The organism is Paraburkholderia sp. BR10936, from assembly GCF_040965735.1.
Taxonomy (GTDB): domain Bacteria; phylum Pseudomonadota; class Gammaproteobacteria; order Burkholderiales; family Burkholderiaceae; genus Paraburkholderia; species Paraburkholderia nodosa_A.
Window position 1 is genome coordinate 1 of the sequence record NZ_JBFRCM010000038.1, and the last position, 17,584, is coordinate 17,584.

Genomic DNA, 17,584 nt, shown 5'->3' on the forward strand with positions numbered 1-17,584 from the left:
CGTAGAACCCGGCCGACTCGGCGCCGCTGGTGGGGAGAACCCTCCGGCGGCTACGCCGCCTCCGAGTTCTCCCCACCAGCCAAAACCTCTGTCGCTATACCGGCCAAAATGATTGTCGCCGCGCAGCGCCTCGAAGCCTGGCTACAGGCAAACGAAGCAACGACATTGGCAGACCTCAATCCGCCTGCCACGGCTACCGAAGTGCTGGAGATGGAACGAAGGCTTGGCTGCGCTTTGCCCTCGGGCTACCGTGAGTGCCTCGAGGTACACGCGGGCCAACTCGGCAAGGCGAAGTGGTTGTTTGATGGTAACGAGTTTCTATCGGTCCAAAGCGTAATGCTCAGTTGGGTAGCATGGAACGATTTAATGGAAGATGGCGACCTGGAGGGCTCGGCGCCCCGGCCAGATAAGGGAGTCCAGGCGGTCTGGTGGTCGAGGGGCTGGATTCCTTTTGCCTCCAATGGAGGCGGGGATTTTCTGTGCCTCGACATGGCCCCTGCAGCAGGCGGTCGCGTTGGGCAAGTCATCGAAATCTTCCACGACTTCCCTGACCGGAAGCTGGTCGCACCTGATTTCAACAGTTGGTTCTCAAATTTTGTTGGTGGCAAGCTAGGATAAGGCGAGGCGTATTCCATGGAACAAAGCATCATCGAACTTCGTGAACAGCGTCTGCAAAAGCTCTTCGCTGACTGCCAGCGTGAGGTTTTTTCCCAGATTATTGGACCGTTTGGCCTGTCAATGGCGATGTTCGAAGACAGGAACGGTGGCAATGTCACGACGCTGCATAATTTCGAGCGAGCGGACGATGATTTTGTTGCGACCGAGTCAGACAAAGCGCTTCACGCGAACTCGCGCAGAGAATACAGCGTGGATGTGCGGGCCGAATACGAAATCAAGAGCGAGAAAGCCGCTAAAGCTGCAGGTGGAAAAACTTGGGAGGAGAAGCGTACCGAAAAAATCGCACGCGGAAAGGACGAGTACAACGGACGTGCAGTGTCGGCCGATGGGACCATTGAACTCGGGGACGGTCGTGTCGTTCGCGCCGAGTTGGACCACGTGAGTTCCGTTGGCGAATTCCATGCTAATAAAAAGGCACATCTCGGTCTCGGCGACGTGAAGTGGGACGAGCAGACTGGCGAGTTGAAAGTAGACCCTGGCCGCATGCGGGCGGCGGTCAACCACGACGATAATCTCGCCCTGACGAATCAGCCGTTGAACGGTTCCAAGAAACACCACAATCTAGAGGAATGGGCCGCACAGGAGAGACCCGACGGCACGACGAATGCCCAGAAATTTGAGATTGACGAAAAGTTGATGGCAGAAAAGTCTCAGACCGCGAAAAAGCATCTGAACAGCACCGTTGACCGAGCGCTTCTAAAGAAGCAGGCCACGGAGCTTCTTCATACCGGAGGAAGCCAGGCGCTTCAGATGGGGCTTCGACAGGCGATGGGTCTGCTTCTGACTGAACTGGTCAATGGCTTGTTCAACGAAATTAAAACGCTCATCAGGCATGGCATCGAGGCGGGAAAGTCGCTGCTCGAGGAGATTCGTAACCGACTCTTCAAGGTGATTCAGTCGGTCGCGAAGAAAATTCCCGATGCTGCTGCTCAGCTGTTTCACGGCGGCGTCAGTGGTTTCATGAGCAACCTGCTCACTTTTGTGCTCAACAGCTTCTTGTCTACGGGCAAGCGCTTCGTTACTGCCATCCGTGAAGGACTGATTGGTCTGTTTCGCGCGTTCAAGATGATTCTGTTTCCTCCTGAGCATCTGTCAGATGACGAGGCGCTGCAGGAGGGCCTGAAGATTCTGACCGCTGTCGTCATTAGTTCCGTAGGTGTTATTCTGTCCGAGTCGGTCGCGACGTTCATGGCAAGCGTGCCGTTCCTCAAGGTTATCGCGGACATCGTGGCGCCTGTGATTATGGGAATTCTCACGGGTTTGCTGACAGCTTTCCTGGCTTATCAGATTGATTGCATGTTCGACCGGTATCGCCATTCGCTGGATGAAAAGCTGCTCGATGAGCTTATCGCCGACACCAAGCGTCAGGAAACGTTCGCCAATGAATTGGCCACGCTCGCGCAGGACTCATTCAACAACGTCGAGAGTTTCGCCACGTCGGTGAGCGTTTATCAAGAAATCGGTGACACGTTGGGCTCTGCAGGAAGGGCCGCCGTGGCTTCATTCGCCAGTCTTGAGCACACTGTTGCCGAGACACGCGAGCAGGTTCGCAAGAGTACGGACATGATTACGTTCATCAACGAGAGCCAGACATCAATCGACGATTTCCTCAAGACCATTTAGACTGAAAATAATGAAAGACAGCGCGCGCGAACTCCAGGTTGTCCAGGCCTTCTCGGCACTTACCATTCCGGAGCAAATTGTTCGGGATAGCAACATCCGTGAGTTGATAGATGGCATGATTACCGAGACAAACTCGGTCAACGATGTAAATGGTCGTCTGAAACGGCTTCGTCAAGAAAAGGCGGACGGAAACTTCGTTTCCAATTTGTGGAACGACCGAGATGAAAAGGTTAAGGCCGCTCAGCTTGACCTCAATCAGGCTATGGGTCGTTTGACGCAAAGGTCATCACAGCTTCTAGTTGTGAATACGGCAATTTCAAAAGTATTGAGCGACCAGCAAATAGTCCTACTGAAACAGCAGGAACTGTTGGCGGAACAGGCACGGGAGCTGAAGCGGCAAAACGAGAAAATCCTTGAGCAGCAGACGCTGCTTGCCGAGCAGCAAGAAGGATTGAATGCAGCCAACCAGGGGCTGCTAGAAGCGAAGGGCGTTACGCAAGAACAGGCTATGAAGCTGGTCGGTTGCGTCACTCGGGTTACGGAGGCAGAGAGCAAGATTGGTGCGGCCAATGAGGCACTGCTTTCTGCGCTTAAGAATGAGATACAGGGTGTGGTGGCGCAATGCGACGAGCGCGTTGGTGGTGCGCTCGTCGAGCTTCGTTCATCTCAACAGGATTTTGAGCGTCGACAGGCCGAAAACGCAGATACATGGAGCACGCGCGTTCGAGACGCCCTCGGAGAATTGACGAGGACCTCGGAGGCGTTTCGTTCAGACGTGACCGCCCGCTTGCAGACCCACACGCAGGCAACGTCGACGGCGTTGGCGGCTCACGATGTGGCCGCCGCACAGACAGCATTCGTGGCAAGTCAGGTCGAAACTCGACAAAAGGTACTGGAATCGACCGTTGTGAGCTTGCAAGCCAAGCAGGCAAATACCGCCCGGCAGAGCCGGATTGCGTTTGCCATCGTGGCATGCGGTGCGGCTCTTTCCCTGATTTGGCAAGTGGCGCAGCACTTTATCGCCGCATAAGTTGATGTGCTGCGCACAGAGCGTTGTACGCAAAGTGAATCGCCACGGGATTTAAGGAGACTCCAACCCATGAGATATGGTGGTGCAGAGCGCGCGGTCTTCTGAGCTTCCGCTACAGAGCCTGATGCCGTAGCCTCTGCACTCGATTCGAGCGAAGCGAAGAGGAGCCCACGAGGGCGCGTGCCGGGCTGGTTGCCACGCGTCCTCGCGATTTGCACTATTTAGTTTCGGTGCATTCAAGTATGCGACGAGCGACCACTCCCGCAGCGGTTGGGTCGGCGAACTCGGCGAGATTGACGGTAAGCCGCAATACACGCACGGATTGGGGAGCGGAGGCTGTATGCCATTCTCCGTCGGACGCCGGGTATTCGCTGTTCATCCAAATCTTGTGATACCAGTTCGTGCCTTGGGGCAACGTTTCACGTACCTGGAAAAGATACACGAGAAGCAGGCTATCAGCGGTCTCGGCCGGGGCGGGCGCGTGACCTTCAAGTTCGTTCGAATCGGATATCAGGCGAAATTCGAGTAGGAAGTCACCGGCTTGCGGATTGTTCTCCGGCTCCTGATTGTCACTGCTTGGAGCGAGGAATAGATAGGACGCCCCGAGCATCGGGAGAAAATGCTTTCCTGTCCGTTTGCCGAACGGGTTGACGTTATAGCTCCTGGGCGGCGAGTTCGGGTAGTTGGCGGAGTAGTAGTTCGCTCCGACCTCCCGGGCGATGTCGTTTACGAGCGTCAAGAGCGCAGACTGGTAGTCCGCAAGGAGACGATAGGCTTTGCGTACGTCCTTTAGGACGTCAACCAGTTCATTCGGTGATGTCATTTGGTAAAGGAGAAGCTTTCGTAGTGGATGTTTAAGCGCGGTATGGCGAAAATCGGTTTGGGAGCCGGCTGTCGGTCTGTTGCCGACGCATTGCTAGCATTTTGGGGGACTGACAATGCGGGCTCGAACGCTTCAACACGAAGATTGGCAAGGTGAAGTTCGTGGAGACGCAGCTCAGGTTCGCGGAGTAGCCGGTGGAATTTCAGTCCGGCCTCCACGTCGTCTCGCATTCGTTCATATCCTGAATGCAAATGTGCGACTGCACCAAACGCCTTGAGCATGTCCGTCCACTTGACAGCCACTATCGTTGTTTCGGCGAAAAGCCGCTCCCCGACAAGCTGTTCCTGAACCACTGCTTCGAAAGCCGATGTCGATTCGGGCGACGTGTCCTGTCGGCCGCCTACAAGAAGTAGAACAATGGGCAATTCCTCGCCCCTTGGTTCCCCTGCAGCGACGGCAAGCAGCTCTTGAACTGCCTGTGCCGCGTATTGCTGGTCCATCTGGTCCCAACGCTTGGCTTCGACGACGACCAACGCATTCTCTGTGACGAGAACGACATCTGGCTCGACTAGCCGTCCTTCGAGCTCAAATCGTGGCCAGAACTCGATACGCTCGATGCGCCCGAACGGGCAAGCGTCCGATGGCAGCAGAGTAGCCCAGAATGTAGAAAGCGCATCGTCAGAGAGATAGGAGACCCGTTCGAAGACCAGCGAAGTCAAGAGGTCTTCCGAGCCGGTGGCACTGGAAAGCTGCTGGGCCATTCCTTCTAACCCGGAGCCTCTTCGCTTTCCCTGCAAGATTGCGGTCAACATGTAGTCTCGATGCCTTACGCAAGTATCGTTCTTCTTCGTCGAGGGGCTCACTGTCCTTGCTCTGAGCCACGCTCCAAGCCTTACTCCTCGCCAAAGTAGTCGAGGTCTATCTTCTTCACAACGTACTGCGTTGTGGCGGCGACGCCCACGTTGAAGTCAATCATCAGGCCGGTCAGTTCTTCGCCGTCGATGAGTACGACCTTTTGCTGGAGGTGCCTGACGAACTGTCGGGCGTCGTCGGTGAAGCGAGATGTTGTGAGCATCACACCTTTGCCCGCGCCCTTGCCGACAAGACTGCCTACGAATGCCTGGACCTGTGGCCGTCCAACCGGATTTTGCCAGCGCTTCGCCTGCAGGTAAATAATGTCAAGGCCGAGCCGGTCTTCTTTTATGATGCCGTCAATGCCCTCATCACCGCTTTGGCCGACCGCCTTGCCAGCATCTGCACGGGAACCGCCGTAACCCATGGCAACCAAGAGGTCGACGACAAGTTGTTCGAAGAACGCGGGAGAAGCATTGAGCACCTGCTGCAACAGCGCCTGTGCGAGTTCCTTGCGGAGCGCCTGGTAGCTCGATTCGAGTCGCTCCTCAGGTGTTTCACCAGCGACAACTTGCTCATCAGTGCTGTTACCACCGGTGTCGTCAGTGTTTGCTTGGTGAAATGCCTGAAATTCCGGAAATTGCTTTAATGTCCGAATGTCGAGCTTCGTCGGATTGGTTGCGAGCAACTCGCGACCACGCTGCGTAATTCGAAACCGGCCGCGACCGGAGGACTCAACGAGGATAGCCTTTCCCAAGTATGTGCGCGTCCACGCCACACGATTCATAAACCGCGTCTGGCGTCCGCTTGGCAGCACTTCATCGACATCTTCCTGCGACAGGTTAAACGTTTTGGCCAGATGCTCGGCCAAGTCCTGCTTGGTGTATTCCTCTCCATCCGCGATGAAGGTCAGGAATGGCAAAAAGAAGTACTGGAACGGCGGGATGGCCATTTTGCGGTCCTGGGCTTAGGTGCCGCGATTTTACTCCTCTTTGCGCCAGGCACGCCGTCAGTTCTCGCGACCGCGGGTCTCTTCAGCTGGGCCGCTTTCCTGTGCTTACTCGGTCGAAATATAAACAACTGCACTAGACGTCCCGTTGCGTCGCCTACTGGCACGTAACGGCACGTGTCGGCATCCAGATGCCCGCCCGTGTCCCAAAAAACCGTTCTTCTGGGACCAAAATCTTGAAACTGCTTGACCTGTATGAATTGGCGGCACTGCTTGGACGCAGTCCGGAAACCATAAAAAAAGACCTCCGTCGCAATCCTATGGCCGTACCTCCGCGCCTGCATATTCCTGGCACTAGGCTGTTGCGTTGGCGTCAATGCGACGTGGATGCGTGGCTTGCCGAGCATGTCGTGGGAGGTGTGGCTTGACTACGCTTGACGCTCTGCGCGTCGACATTCGTAAAACGCTCCTCTCATCGCCTCCGGCGTTGGACCATGTTCTTCCAGGCTTGCTTGCAGCGACGGTTGGCACAATGGTCGCGCCAGGTGGTGTGGGCAAGACGATGCTGCTCACGCAAATCGGATGTGCCATTGCAGCTGGACAGCCGGTTCTCGGAGGTGCGTTGAACGGGACGGACCCATCTCCGGCGAAGGTCGTGCTGTTTCTGGGGGAGGAGACATTGCCCGTGATGCATCATCGACTGCATGCGGTCAGCCAGCAGATTGTGGCGACCATGACGTCGCCGTCGCGCGAGAACCGGCAACGGTTCCTTGACTTGTTGAGCGAGAACCTCGCCGTTCTTCCCTTGGGCGGCTACGGGGTGCCGGCGTTCGTCGACGAAGGTTCGAAGGCGTATAGCGAATTGCGCCAACTTTGCGTTGGTGCGCGGCTCGTTGTGTTCGACCCGTTGAGACGGTTCCATGATGGTGATGAGAATGACTCCGCGGTGATGACTGCTGTCGTCGGCCGCTTCGAGCGCCTCGCTCGCGAAACCGGGGCCGCCGTTGTCGTCGCGCATCACGCGAACCGAAATTCGATGTCGAATGGCACTGGCGAGCAGTCAGTCGCTTCAAGAGGTTCTACGGCATTGACTGACGGCGTCCGTTGGCAGGCAAACCTGTCTCCGGTTTCGGAATCGCTCGCGAAGGAACTTGGTATTGACAGTACTACGGCGCGCCAGTACGTCCGTTTCGATGGTTCGAAGACAAATCATTGTCGACCCATGTCGCCAGTCCTGTTGCGAAAAGCACCGGAGTCCGGGGTCATGTCTGTCTGGCAACCCGATATTCATGCGAAGCGGCAGGCGCGCGCAAGTGGGCACGTCGGTGGGCAGAAATGACGCGGACGACCGGGCATCGTATCGTCCGTTATGACCCAATGTTGCCGACGGCGGCGATATTCGGTTCGTTGGGCAACGGGCCGCGCCCGAAGCTTGACGCGAGGTGCGAATTTGGAGGTGTCGTCTGGAGGTTGCGTGGTCCGGACATGCTTGGCATACCGGAGCAGACGCTGCTGCTTGTGCTGCTTGAAATGGCCTCGGAGCAATACGGCACAGAGCAAACCAGCATGAAGGACAGGGAGACACTGGAGAGCGCACTTGTGGCTGGTGTCGACGGGGCGGGTGCTGCGATACCCACGCCCCGTACGGACGGTACGCCGATGGCGCTGGCGGCGGTAATAGTGAGCTACGGTGAACTGATACGCCGTTGTGGCCGGCAGCCGGATGGTGGGAACGCAGCGCGACAGATTCGTCGTGAGCTTGAGCGACTGTGCGAAGTGACGGTATGGGCTGTCACCGCTTCTGGCGTGCAACTTTGTTCCCGTCTCTTGCGGTGGCGGCGCGGCGACCGCAATGGCGTGCAGGTCGTGCTCAACTGGCGATTGACAGAAGTCCTCATTGGCCGGCAGTTCTCGCCGGTCTCGCTCGGCGAGCGTCTGTCGCTGAATTCCGACATCGCCCGTGCCCTGCATTGCGCGCTTTCGGTTCGCATCAGACCAGGGAAAATAATGTCCTTCCGGCTGGACACCCTCGCGCCGTATGTCTGGCCGAAAGAGCTTGAGGTGGCTTCGTCGACCGTGCGGCGCCGTCGCCAGTTGCTGCGGGCCGCGCTCGCTGATATCGGCAAGTTGCAGGGTTGGACGCTGAAGATGCCGACGGGGACTAAGCTGGAGGAGGCCGAAATCGTCTCGGTAGTGCGGTCGCGAACGATAGCAGGGGGCATGGGTCTCGCCGCGCGATACACGCGCCGCAAGGTCGGGCTGCCGCAGGGCTCGCCGCCGGAAGTGGCTGCGCGAGAGAGCGAGCCACCATGGCAGGTGGACGTATCTTCGCTGTTTAACTGAGACGCTCTTGTAGCATTCATGCCATGAAGAGCCGTGAGCGTGGACCGTATTGAGGCGGTGTGGATGCGTGGTCAATGGGGGCGAGCGAAACTTATCGGTGACGCCGTTCACATGAGGCCCCCGTCCTGACGTGAACGATACCCCGTCATGAGGTGAACGCGGGCCGGCATAGAAAGGCTTTCGCGACAAAGAGTTACGGAAGTTTTTCTAGTGTGCTCTATTCTTTCTCTAGAAAGAGCCCTCTGCAGAGCGCAGAGGGGCTCATTTCTGCGAACCCCTCCGGTCGGCGCATGGCGCCGTTCTACCGCACGTCTTCGTAGTCGCCGATATCTGCAAGAGGCCTGCTCACGGGATGATTGCCTGTATCGGGCGCCGCCTGACTTGGAAGTTGAGCTAATTGTGGGGCGCTGGCTGGGGGCGTAGTGTAGAAGATTTCCGGAATCAGTTCCGTGTGGCGCGTTCGCGCCAGGGAAGTCTCAGTGTCACCTTGCCGAACTATGTCCACCATCGACGGGAACTGCGGCGCGTTGCTCCGCACATGGGCAGGGCGCTACGCGCTCGAGCTGGTTGATGCTTGGAGCCGCAGTCATGTTTGTCAACGCGCGGTCTCAACGGCACTAACTCCGATAGTCCATCCTTCGACCTCGGCGACGCCACGCTCTGCAGCGGTTAGTTGGGGCTGTAATGCCAGCCCAAGACGACCTTCGAAGTCGGAACATCGCAGCCATCTTGCAATAGTGAATGCGTCGTACTGGTCGGCAGTCATGTTCTCGGGCACGTCGAGACCTCGTTTCCACATTGATGGATAAGCCTCGACAATCGCGGAGCGGGCTGCAGGAATTTCCCATCCATCGAAAGGCCAGAAGTGGACCTTGTCACCGAGTTGCTGGTGCAGGTAACGCAGCCACGGGATACCGGAGTGTGTCGACTTGGCGACCGTCCCCTGCACGTCGAAGTGAAAGACGGACTTTGCCTTGCAGCGCTCTTCAGTTATTCGTCGCCATATCGAGCTGCCTTGTCGCGCACTGGCATTGCCGACGAGGCCATTCCGGACAAAATCGACGTAAATGTGTTCTCCGTCCGTTGGCCAGTGCCTATGGAAGTCCTCGAGGAATGCATACCAGTCCGGTTCGAGGTGATAGGTCTCGAAGTAACGAAGTGGGAACGAAAAGCCGTGGTCTATGCCGACTTTTGTCGGAATTTCCTCACGGAGAAGGTCGGCAAGCCAGAGAGCCACATCGCGGCGGCTCCAATATTTACGTGGTCCCGGTGGGGGAGACACCTCGGCTGGGACCCCGCCATCTGCATACGCGATATATACGCGCAGGCCTTTCAAGCCATCGGTGGGTGTCCTGGCGCCTGAGTAGTCGATACCGACGTAGCGGTGGAAAGCGGTTGGCATGTTACATCCCGACAGGTGCGCTGCTGAGAAATCGATGGGCTGGGCGCTCACCGACGCTGAAGGCGCGGACGGGCAGGCCGCGCGGCAGGTACGTTACCGCGAAAAGCAGGCGCAGAGAAATCGTGGCGGACCGGACTTCGCTCCGCGCGCAACTGGCCTCCGACGGTCCGTGCTGCGACAGGTACCGCACCTTGCGGAATTGGCGGCCCTGTCTTCCACAAACGACGCCCATGTGATGCGAAAAATGGAGACGTGCGCTGCAGTTGCTCGTGCATGGTGTCGTTACGAAATGGGCCAGTGCCGTTGCAGGGAAGTGTGTCGAACCGATATTTTTACGGATGATAGCCCTCAAAATTGCGAAGCGCCGGAGGGAATCTCCTGTCTGTCAGAAGCGGCAGGAATAGACCCTCCCGCTGATTTCGCTCTATTCTATTTTGTCTTTACGGTCGCCTTCTCCCCTTTCATCGCGTAAAAGCACAGCGCTTCAATCGCCCGGGTGGCAGTTACACGGTACTGGAAAGCAGCATTCGCCCACTCCTCTGCTAGTTCCCTATGATGCTTGCTTACCTGTTCGACCGCAGCACGGTATGATTGATACAGTTCGACGTTATTGTTCAGATACTGCGAGGGCTTGCCAGTTAGCAGTTGCAGAACCGAGTCGGTGATGGGGAATCTAATTGGGTCGTAGAAGTGCAGAAACTTGGACCCCCCCACCAGAGAGTTATTGGCAATCTGTGCGGCGAGTTTGACCATTTCGTCGTGGTTTGCAGCGACCTTGGCCATATTGTCATCGTTGACCTCGGTATTGAGGTAAGTCTCAAGTTCGGCGGCTTTGTCATGGTCGAAGCTACGGATGGATGTCGGCATCCATCCGTAGACGATAAGAAACCCGAGCCTAACTGAGGAAGAGTTCCATCCCTTGCATGCGGTGATATCGGCGAAATGCTTGCGAATGTCTTCGTAGGTCGTGGCGTACCAGTCGGCGATGGGAATTGGAGAGCCGTTGGTGGACGCATGCACACTGTCGATGCACTGCTCAATCGCCGCGCGGATTTGCGCTGGAGTCATGGGAGCCGTTTTCTTTGCCATCGCATTATCGTTTCGTGTGGTTCGGAGGACGTGAGAGTGCCTCGCGGTGCCATATCGGTCAATGTGTTGTTGTTTTGTCCCAACCCTAAAGGCGCGTGTGATGCTCTTGCGTGCGATTGGGGCCTGCGAGCGATGATGCTTTTCGGCTGAGCTCCTTCACACTTCTGCTGCAAGGGGGAGCGTCTGCGTGCTGCTGCGTCCAGATTGTCCCGGCGACGCGAGCAATTGCACAAGTTGAGAGATGCGCTTTGTCTGCGTCGGTGTGAGGGCGGGGCACGCGAGCAGTTCGGTGATGCGGTTGTGCCAATAGTCGCGCCCAAACACGCGGGCTGCGTCCGGGATGGAGAGGGCGCGTTCAAGGTGTGCGATTGCGCCGTCGACGTTTTTTCCGGTGTATGGGCTTGCCGCGTGCGGCTGTACCGTTTTGCCTTTGTTTCTGGGAACCGACGCGAGTTTGACTTTCCTTTCCATGATTGCTTCTCGTTTCCTCTTCTCGTGAGCAACCAGGTTATTGTCGGAGGCGGTAGGGACATTCTTTGTCCCATTGGGAAACAGCATTTTTCAGGCAACGTCAGAAGTGGCGCTGAGGCACACCGTTGCCGACCGGCAGCGCGATTCGATGTACCTCACCGCCCACGTCAACAGTAGTGCTTTAAGTGCTGCTATGAAGTGCTTTATCGAGTAACTGGAGCGTTTCGGACGCACATCCCGGGATACCCAAACCCACGGCAGACGATATCGCGTAGTCGCGCGGGTTGATGCGAATGACCCGAGGACCATGGCGCTCGCTGAAACGCCTAATTGTCGGCAGTGCGCGACCAGCCCCCATTTCGATAACGACAAGTCGCTGGACGGACTCGAGCCAGGTTGCGAACCGCCTCTCTTCCCGGTCTGTGTACTTGTCCACCCATTTCCAGTCTCCGAACATCAGGATGTTCGGTCGCGCGAGTCCACCGCAGTGCGGGCACGTGGGCATCTCGTTCTCAAGCAGACAGCTTGCCTCGTCGACGATGGGGGAAAAGTCGTCTGCCGGCCAGGTGTCATCGGTGCAGGCCTCGACGCACTGAAGCCGGTGGATGGTTCCATGACATTCCACGATGCGCTCGGCATCAAAGCCTGCTTTCTGGAACTGGCCGTCGACGTTACTGGTAAACACAAAGGCGCCATGCTTCATCGCCGACGCCCATGTGCGAAGAATGGCGAAGCCAGCATGCGGCACGGTTGCGCGATAAAGCGCGAGGCGGTGTCCATAGAATCCCCAACTCAACCGTGGATTGCTCGCGAAGCCAGCAGGGTTGGCTATGTCCTCGAATGAAAAACCATGATGACGCAACGCTGGGTAGGCGCGCCAGAACCCCTCAGCTCCTCGGAAGTCTGGTAGGCCGGAATCCACGCCCATTCCAGCACCTGCGGCAATGAGCAGCCCATCCGCGTCGCGAATCCAGTCGGCTGCCTGTTTGATTGCAATGTCGTTATCCACCTGTTCTCTCGATTACGTTGTTTGACGCGTCCATTGTGCGCTGCCAGCGCCGGAGCTCTAGCGCTTCGCCGACTTAGATTCTTCCGCCTTGAATTCGCATTAGAAGCATGTCGGGAGCGAACACTTTCACTGTTGCGTCGACCGAGGTCATCTAGCCTACTTTTGGGCATGAAGTGATTCTATGGGAGGAAAGGGACATCTTTTGTCCCTTCCCTCCGGCACTATTGTCTCTGGCTACAGGAGAGACCCATGACTTCGAGCACGAAAATCACCATCGCTGTTTCCGCACGAGCACTTTTTGACTTTGAGTCAGAGAACCAGGTGTTTCGGGAAGACGACCCGTCGGCTTATTGCGCACTACAGGCTTCGCAGCTGGACATCCCCGCGGGGCCCGGCGTCGCCTTCCCGCTGGTCCAGAAACTCCTCGCCTTCAATGGCGGTGGGAGGAGCGACGTCGAGGTTGCCATCCTGTCGCGTAACGACCCGGTGACCGGGCTTCGGGTGTTTGCGTCAGCTCGACATCACGGACTGGCAATCAGCCGGGCAATTTTCACGAGTGGCGCGCAGCCCCACCGTTACCTCGCCCCGCTTGAGGCGAACCTGTTTCTTTCCGCTCATGCCCCGGATGTCAGGGAGGCGACGGCGGCAGGTTTTCCTGCCGCCCGGGTTTATCCAAGTTCAGGGTTGGTAACCACGCAGGACGACGGGGAACTGCGTATCGCGTTCGACGGGGACTCGGTTCTTTTCAGCGATGAAGCCGAGCGCGTTTTCAGGCAGCGACAGCTGCAGGAGTTCAACGACCATGAGGCGCGTCACGCGCGCTCGCCGTTGCCTCCCGGGCCGCTGAAGCCATTCCTCACCGCCCTTTGGGCCCTTCGCGGCCAGCGCCGGGCGCGCGTGTCTGTACGTACGGCACTGGTTACAGCTCGCAGCACGCCTGCGCACGAGCGGGCGATTCGCACACTGATGGCCTGGGGTGTGGCGGTCGATGAGGCAATGTTTCTCGGCGGCAAGGATAAGGCGTGCTTTCTCGCGGAGTTCAGGCCGGACATCTTCTTCGACGACCACGTGCGCAACTGCGAATCCGCCTCGCAGCTGGTCGCGACTGGCCACGTGCCGTACGGCATCAACAACGAATCCGGGTGGGTTCTTCACTGAGGAGCGAGTCACAGATGAATCGAGAACTCGAAAACGCCCTCGTCGCGAGGCACCCGGCTCTCTATCGTTCGCTGGAGCCTCGTTATTCGGGCGCGTGCCGGTTTGAATGTGATGATGGCTGGTACCGAATCATCGACGAACTGTCGGGAAAGCTTGAGACCGAAGCGCGGTTAGCCGACCTGCAAGTCGTCTGCGTGAAAGAGAAGCTGGGTAGTTTGCGTGTCTACCTCCGGGGCTCCGTTACGGGCAGAGTCCAGGACTGGGTTGCCACAGCAGAAGGCCTGAGTCTAAACACATGCGAACGCTGTAGTCGGGCGGCGATGTTACGCAGACACAAGGATGGCGGCGGGATACGCACGCTATGTCCAACGTGTGCCGCGGCGATGGACTACGTCATTGAATGACGCCGCCACGCCAGAACTCTCTGCCACCAACCTACGGATGAACTGCCATGCCACAGCAGTTGGAACATATTGACGCAATCGCGCGAAAACTGAATCGGGATGTGCTCTATCTCGAGTTCCTGAAGGCGCAGCGTCCTGACCACGTGGACTACCGGAGTCTGGAGTCCCGCTCGTGCATCATGCAATGGCTCGACCGTGAAGGCATCGAGTGGCGCGAATGTGGGCAGGTCGCGTCCGAGACCGTGATGCGCTCCTATGCCGGGGAGATTTTCATCGATGTGCCGTTCAACGAGGCCGATGACCGGTATCGCAAGGTCCAGGCCTTTCTCGAATATCCAGACGGCTCAATGCGCTTCGAAGACGTCAGGTTCTACGTCGTCTCGCTGCAGTTTGCCACGAAGAACGCACACCACGATGAGCCGGGGTTCTGGGACCGCTGGGCGGACAACTTCTAATGAGCAAGACAACAGACTGGAGGCGCTGTGAGCACAATCTATATTCGAGATGGTTCGTCAAGAATTGTTGGCCGTATCCAGACCGGCAGCCAGGGGAAACAATTCGCCTACGTGGGTGGCAGAATGGTTGGAATCTACAATCCGCAACTGGATAAGACATTCGATTCCCGGCTTCATGTGTTCGGAAACGGCAATCAGTTGATGGCTTTGGTCCGTTGCGACGATGAAGATTAACGTCATTGGGGCGACGCCTTGTTAAACGCCGAATGTGCTGAGCCGGTGCACGAGCTTCGAGTAGTTGGTTTTGCGACTCAACGGTGCCTGCTTCCCGGTGCTTTTTCTTGGTTTCCAGATAAATGACATGAGAATCCTCAGTCCGTTCAAGGACTACTATGACAGCGCGCTGGCGCATGGAAGTGACCAGTCCCGTGTCTTCCTGCGAGTGCCGGAGTCCCGCGAACTAAAGCTCGGGCGCGATGGAGGCGGCACCTTTGACAGATATGGCACGCTCGCCGGGATGGCTGGTGCTTTCGAGCTAAAGCGTGAGCGTGTCGTGCTCGGCGCGTGCGCAATTGTTTTCTGCGGTCGGGTTTATAAGGCGCTTCGCGTTCGCCGCCTGCACGGAGCGAACAGAATCTCGAGCGCGGGGCCGGTTGAACTTGGTCCACATGGAGACCCCGATGATATCGAGGAACGCGTGTTCTACGAGGGCGCGGAGGCCCGTTTGTACCTCGGGGGGCTGCTGGGCGATGAGCGGCTGAACAAGAAGCGCGATTCGTTCCTCGAGTACGACAACCCCCTTGCCAAGGGAACGCTGAACGAAGGACTGGAGCGCTTTTTTCAGCGTCAAGGTAGCGACGAGCTCATGCAATGGAGCATAGAAAACCGGACGGCCATCGCCGTATTGCACGTCGGAGGCCGCTTCGAGAAATCGCTTTTGGAAATCAATCCCCGACTGAAGGGTATTCAGCTTTATCGCCTCTTAGGTCCGGTCGAGGCCTTTCAGGAACTGGATATGTTCTGGGGTGGAGTTCTGGCTCCTGAATCGCAGCCAATGGTCAGCATTGGTGACAAGGACCGCATCGCACAGCATGGATTTAACGAGCGTAGTTTTCGGAAAGACCCCGTCAAGAAGCGCTGAGCTCTCCTGCTTCGGACGGCCCATTAGGAACTCGCAAGACACGCCGCGAGCGGTGCGATGGGAGTGAATCCAGCGCGCTTGAAGCCGACGACTATTTGTATCGTGCAGAGAGCTTGCGATAGGCCTCCGCAAACTCATCGCGCAGCGACTTCGGCTCCAGTACCTCAACCGTGTCGCCGAACGAACGCAACCACCAGCGCAGCTTGAGGCTAGGAACGACCGTGCCTTCGACCACAAGACGCCCGTCTTCCAGATAGGACGCGGTCTGGTCGGCAGAGATACGCGACTCTTCAAGCAAATGATTTCCCGCGACCCCGTCGAAGGCGATGCGAATGCGCACCTTGGGTTCGACCAGGAAGTTAAAGCGCTGGTCGTTGTCGATAAAGTTGCGTAGCTTGAAGTCATTCGGATATGGAAAACTCTGGCTGACTTCTTTGCCGTTGATACAGGCCACTTCCGTTGCATGCAGGATGCGGTCTGCCCGAAGCAGGATGCGCACATCCTTATCCTTCGTCCCGTCCTCGTTGGTCTTGACCGACGAGGGGTCGAGCTGGACTACGATGTAAATCAGGCCTGCAGATTCCACGAGCGCAAGCGGCCAGACCCGGAGAGGAGGCCGTTCCTTGCCGCGGTTCGAGGGAGATTCATAGCGAACGTCGAGCACGCGCTCGAAGAACATCGCTGTGGTAATGGTCGAGAAGACGTCGTCCTTCACTTTCGGGCGAATCAGCGCAAACGTGCCGTCGACCGAGTCCACCTTGTCAGCCCACGCGCGGTGCAGCCGGTTGTCGTCGCGTTCCTGCGACAGACGCATCTCCGCGACCCGGAAGAGTTCGTCAATATCCTTGAAGACGGCCTTGGGGAGTCGCCGCGCGGCAAAGCGTTCCAGCATGCTGAACGCCACGGCGTCCCAAGCATCCATGCGTGAGGCCGTGTCGTTTGCGAGCCACGGGGTGCGCTGCCACATCACATCCCGCCTGCCGTCGTCCTGCATGGAAACCGCCATTTTCGCGCCTTCGAGCGCTTCGAGCCGGCGACGAAGCTTCTTGAGGTACTTGAATTCGTGGCCACGGTCCAGGAGCGCGTCGCGCACATTGGCGGTGGACATCCATTTTATGTCGCGCTGGTTAGTTGGCAACACCTTCAGAATGGCTTCATCCAGCACTTTGCTGTGTCGGTCCATGATGGTCTCCCTGCCGCGTTTTCGTAGCGGCTGATTGTACGGCAGGAGAGGACAAGTTTTGTCCTCTACCGGTGGAGAATCTCTTTTCTCGCAACGGCAGGACTCAAGATGGCCGGATTTCGGCCGAAATCCGTAGTGCGGGCAGTACATACGAGCCACCCCGTTTGGGTGGCATTGGGCATGCAACCAAAGGAGAAGACGTGGCCGACATCGCGGGAATCGTAGCAGCTCCGGACATTGACTGGCCCGAAGCCGGTACGGAAATGCAACTGAGCACAATCAACCAAATACCATTTTCCGCCACGTTTTCGGCGGCGGACGTGATTCATTTGAGATACGGCAAAAGGGCCGGCATCAAAATGAACAGGGGTGTACTTGACAGGCTGGTGGCAGCTCATCGCGGGGAGATGCTTTCGCTCCAGGATATTCGGGCTTGCCTGGAAGACAGGAGCCAGGAGACCTTCTTCGGTACAACGCGCGTGTCATCGTACGTAGGCCCCTTGCTGGTCGAGCTCGGATATGCGGTCTGGGAAGGCGAACGACTTCGGTTTGTGTAAGGAGTTCAGAAAATGCTTCGACCAACAAAAGCAAATCTGGCCCGGTCGTCTGGCGGAATCAGCTTCTGCTCCGGCGACTATTCGCTCAACCAGAACCGGCGTGTCTACAAGTACTACTGGCAGGTGTTTACGGAAGACTCGCCTTGGGAGGATGCCGAGTTTTTCCAGAAGGCGCCAAGGCTCTCCATTGCAGCATACATGGCGCTCGCTGAGAAGCTTGAGCGCGAAGGAAAGTGCGCGCTAGTCTACAACTCGAAGCGGTTGCGCGAGAACCACGGGCTACCGCTCGACATGAACCACCCACGATGGAAGGGGGCGGTGCTCGCGCCGTCCCTCGAGAACGATACCGACCCGGAGTACGACGGCTGGAAGTAGCCTCCAATGCACAATGAAAAGGCCCGTCTGGCCTTTTTCATG

General features: G+C 57.5%; 20 protein-coding genes. 12 read left to right on the forward strand and 8 right to left on the reverse strand.

Annotated features, from left to right (window positions below; translation table 11 throughout):
* The 3 genes from AB4Y36_RS39050 to AB4Y36_RS39060 all read left to right on the forward strand — a co-directional run.
* On the forward strand, window positions 1–618 hold a 618-nt coding region (locus AB4Y36_RS39050), incomplete at its 5' end, for an SMI1/KNR4 family protein (protein WP_368685771.1).
* A gap of 15 nt (window positions 619–633) precedes the next feature.
* On the forward strand, window positions 634–2,301 hold the full coding sequence (locus AB4Y36_RS39055) for a hypothetical protein (protein WP_368685772.1): 1,668 nt from the start codon (window positions 634–636) through the stop codon (window positions 2,299–2,301).
* A gap of 10 nt (window positions 2,302–2,311) precedes the next feature.
* Complete coding sequence (locus tag AB4Y36_RS39060; protein WP_368685773.1) at window positions 2,312–3,331, forward strand: hypothetical protein; 1,020 nt, start codon at window positions 2,312–2,314, stop codon at window positions 3,329–3,331.
* 217 nt (window positions 3,332–3,548) lie between these two features.
* Here the strand turns inward: AB4Y36_RS39060 and AB4Y36_RS39065 are convergent, their stop codons facing one another.
* From AB4Y36_RS39065 to AB4Y36_RS39075, 3 genes are all read right to left on the reverse strand, one after another.
* A complete protein-coding gene (locus AB4Y36_RS39065; RefSeq protein ID WP_368685774.1) occupies window positions 3,549–4,070 on the reverse strand; it encodes a hypothetical protein in 522 nt (173 codons plus the stop codon).
* A gap of 80 nt (window positions 4,071–4,150) precedes the next feature.
* Complete coding sequence (locus tag AB4Y36_RS39070; protein ID WP_368685775.1) at window positions 4,151–4,966, reverse strand: hypothetical protein; 816 nt, start codon at window positions 4,964–4,966, stop codon at window positions 4,151–4,153.
* An 80-nt stretch (window positions 4,967–5,046) separates the two neighbouring features.
* Entirely contained in the window at window positions 5,047–5,958 is a 912-nt protein-coding gene (locus AB4Y36_RS39075; RefSeq protein WP_368685776.1) for a restriction endonuclease, read from the reverse strand.
* A 421-nt stretch (window positions 5,959–6,379) separates the two neighbouring features.
* Here AB4Y36_RS39075 and AB4Y36_RS39080 point away from each other — a divergent pair, with 421 nt between their 5' ends.
* The gene (locus tag AB4Y36_RS39080) at window positions 6,380–7,294 is read left to right on the forward strand and encodes a helicase RepA family protein (protein ID WP_368685777.1); all 915 of its coding nucleotides are present in this window, start codon (window positions 6,380–6,382) and stop codon (window positions 7,292–7,294) included.
* Window positions 7,295–7,440: 146 nt separating this feature from the next.
* A complete protein-coding gene (repC, locus tag AB4Y36_RS39085; RefSeq protein ID WP_368685778.1) occupies window positions 7,441–8,298 on the forward strand; it encodes a replication protein C, IncQ-type in 858 nt (285 codons plus the stop codon).
* Window positions 8,299–8,893: 595 nt separating this feature from the next.
* On the opposite strand, the gene AB4Y36_RS39090 is transcribed toward repC, so the two are convergent.
* From AB4Y36_RS39090 to AB4Y36_RS39105, 4 genes are all read right to left on the reverse strand, one after another.
* The gene (locus AB4Y36_RS39090) at window positions 8,894–9,700 is read right to left on the reverse strand and encodes a hypothetical protein (RefSeq protein WP_368685779.1); all 807 of its coding nucleotides are present in this window, start codon (window positions 9,698–9,700) and stop codon (window positions 8,894–8,896) included.
* Window positions 9,701–10,129: 429 nt separating this feature from the next.
* Window positions 10,130–10,789, reverse strand: coding sequence for a hypothetical protein (locus AB4Y36_RS39095; RefSeq protein WP_368685780.1), 660 nt, complete (start codon window positions 10,787–10,789; stop codon window positions 10,130–10,132).
* Window positions 10,790–10,945: 156 nt separating this feature from the next.
* A complete protein-coding gene (locus AB4Y36_RS39100; protein WP_368685781.1) occupies window positions 10,946–11,260 on the reverse strand; it encodes a hypothetical protein in 315 nt (104 codons plus the stop codon).
* Between the two features lie 181 nt (window positions 11,261–11,441).
* Window positions 11,442–12,269: an NAD-dependent deacetylase gene (locus tag AB4Y36_RS39105; protein ID WP_368685782.1), complete on the reverse strand. Its 828-nt coding sequence runs from the start codon at window positions 12,267–12,269 to the stop codon at window positions 11,442–11,444.
* Window positions 12,270–12,518: 249 nt separating this feature from the next.
* Between AB4Y36_RS39105 and AB4Y36_RS39110 the strand changes: the two genes are divergently transcribed.
* From AB4Y36_RS39110 to AB4Y36_RS39130, 5 genes are all read left to right on the forward strand, one after another.
* On the forward strand, window positions 12,519–13,427 hold the full coding sequence (locus tag AB4Y36_RS39110) for a 5'-nucleotidase (protein ID WP_368685783.1): 909 nt from the start codon (window positions 12,519–12,521) through the stop codon (window positions 13,425–13,427).
* A gap of 14 nt (window positions 13,428–13,441) precedes the next feature.
* Window positions 13,442–13,831, forward strand: a complete 390-nt coding sequence (locus AB4Y36_RS39115) for a hypothetical protein (RefSeq protein WP_368685784.1) — start codon at window positions 13,442–13,444, stop codon at window positions 13,829–13,831.
* 47 nt (window positions 13,832–13,878) lie between these two features.
* Complete coding sequence (locus tag AB4Y36_RS39120; RefSeq protein WP_368685785.1) at window positions 13,879–14,286, forward strand: hypothetical protein; 408 nt, start codon at window positions 13,879–13,881, stop codon at window positions 14,284–14,286.
* 27 nt (window positions 14,287–14,313) lie between these two features.
* Window positions 14,314–14,520 carry a hypothetical protein gene (locus AB4Y36_RS39125; RefSeq protein ID WP_368685786.1) on the forward strand — a complete coding sequence of 69 codons (207 nt, stop codon included), beginning with the start codon at window positions 14,314–14,316 and terminating at the stop codon, window positions 14,518–14,520.
* Window positions 14,521–14,584: 64 nt separating this feature from the next.
* Window positions 14,585–15,427: a hypothetical protein gene (locus AB4Y36_RS39130; RefSeq protein ID WP_368685787.1), complete on the forward strand. Its 843-nt coding sequence runs from the start codon at window positions 14,585–14,587 to the stop codon at window positions 15,425–15,427.
* A 91-nt stretch (window positions 15,428–15,518) separates the two neighbouring features.
* Here the strand turns inward: AB4Y36_RS39130 and AB4Y36_RS39135 are convergent, their stop codons facing one another.
* Window positions 15,519–16,610: a helix-turn-helix transcriptional regulator gene (locus tag AB4Y36_RS39135; RefSeq protein WP_368685788.1), complete on the reverse strand. Its 1,092-nt coding sequence runs from the start codon at window positions 16,608–16,610 to the stop codon at window positions 15,519–15,521.
* Between the two features lie 200 nt (window positions 16,611–16,810).
* Here AB4Y36_RS39135 and AB4Y36_RS39140 point away from each other — a divergent pair, with 200 nt between their 5' ends.
* Window positions 16,811–17,167 (forward strand): hypothetical protein, encoded by a 357-nt coding sequence (locus AB4Y36_RS39140; RefSeq protein ID WP_368685789.1) that lies wholly within the window; start codon window positions 16,811–16,813, stop codon window positions 17,165–17,167.
* 12 nt (window positions 17,168–17,179) lie between these two features.
* Complete coding sequence (locus tag AB4Y36_RS39145) at window positions 17,180–17,542, forward strand: hypothetical protein (RefSeq protein ID WP_368685790.1); 363 nt, start codon at window positions 17,180–17,182, stop codon at window positions 17,540–17,542.
* Window positions 17,543–17,584: the final 42 nt, after the last annotated feature.

Bases quoted from the DNA above. Each gene is read 5' to 3' on its own strand.
- AB4Y36_RS39055 (WP_368685772.1), top strand. From the start codon at position 634: ATGGAACAAAGCATCATCGAACTTCGTGAACAGCGTCTGCAAAAGCTC.
- AB4Y36_RS39060 (WP_368685773.1), top strand. From the start codon at position 2,312: ATGAAAGACAGCGCGCGCGAACTCCAGGTTGTCCAGGCCTTCTCGGCA.
- AB4Y36_RS39070 (WP_368685775.1), bottom strand. From the start codon at position 4,966: ATGTTGACCGCAATCTTGCAGGGAAAGCGAAGAGGCTCCGGGTTAGAA.
- AB4Y36_RS39075 (WP_368685776.1), bottom strand. From the start codon at position 5,958: ATGGCCATCCCGCCGTTCCAGTACTTCTTTTTGCCATTCCTGACCTTC.
- repC (WP_368685778.1), top strand. From the start codon at position 7,441: ATGCTTGGCATACCGGAGCAGACGCTGCTGCTTGTGCTGCTTGAAATG.
- AB4Y36_RS39090 (WP_368685779.1), bottom strand. From the start codon at position 9,700: ATGCCAACCGCTTTCCACCGCTACGTCGGTATCGACTACTCAGGCGCC.
- AB4Y36_RS39095 (WP_368685780.1), bottom strand. From the start codon at position 10,789: ATGGCAAAGAAAACGGCTCCCATGACTCCAGCGCAAATCCGCGCGGCG.
- AB4Y36_RS39100 (WP_368685781.1), bottom strand. From the start codon at position 11,260: ATGGAAAGGAAAGTCAAACTCGCGTCGGTTCCCAGAAACAAAGGCAAA.
- AB4Y36_RS39110 (WP_368685783.1), top strand. From the start codon at position 12,519: ATGACTTCGAGCACGAAAATCACCATCGCTGTTTCCGCACGAGCACTT.
- AB4Y36_RS39115 (WP_368685784.1), top strand. From the start codon at position 13,442: ATGAATCGAGAACTCGAAAACGCCCTCGTCGCGAGGCACCCGGCTCTC.
- AB4Y36_RS39120 (WP_368685785.1), top strand. From the start codon at position 13,879: ATGCCACAGCAGTTGGAACATATTGACGCAATCGCGCGAAAACTGAAT.
- AB4Y36_RS39135 (WP_368685788.1), bottom strand. From the start codon at position 16,610: ATGGACCGACACAGCAAAGTGCTGGATGAAGCCATTCTGAAGGTGTTG.
- AB4Y36_RS39145 (WP_368685790.1), top strand. From the start codon at position 17,180: ATGCTTCGACCAACAAAAGCAAATCTGGCCCGGTCGTCTGGCGGAATC.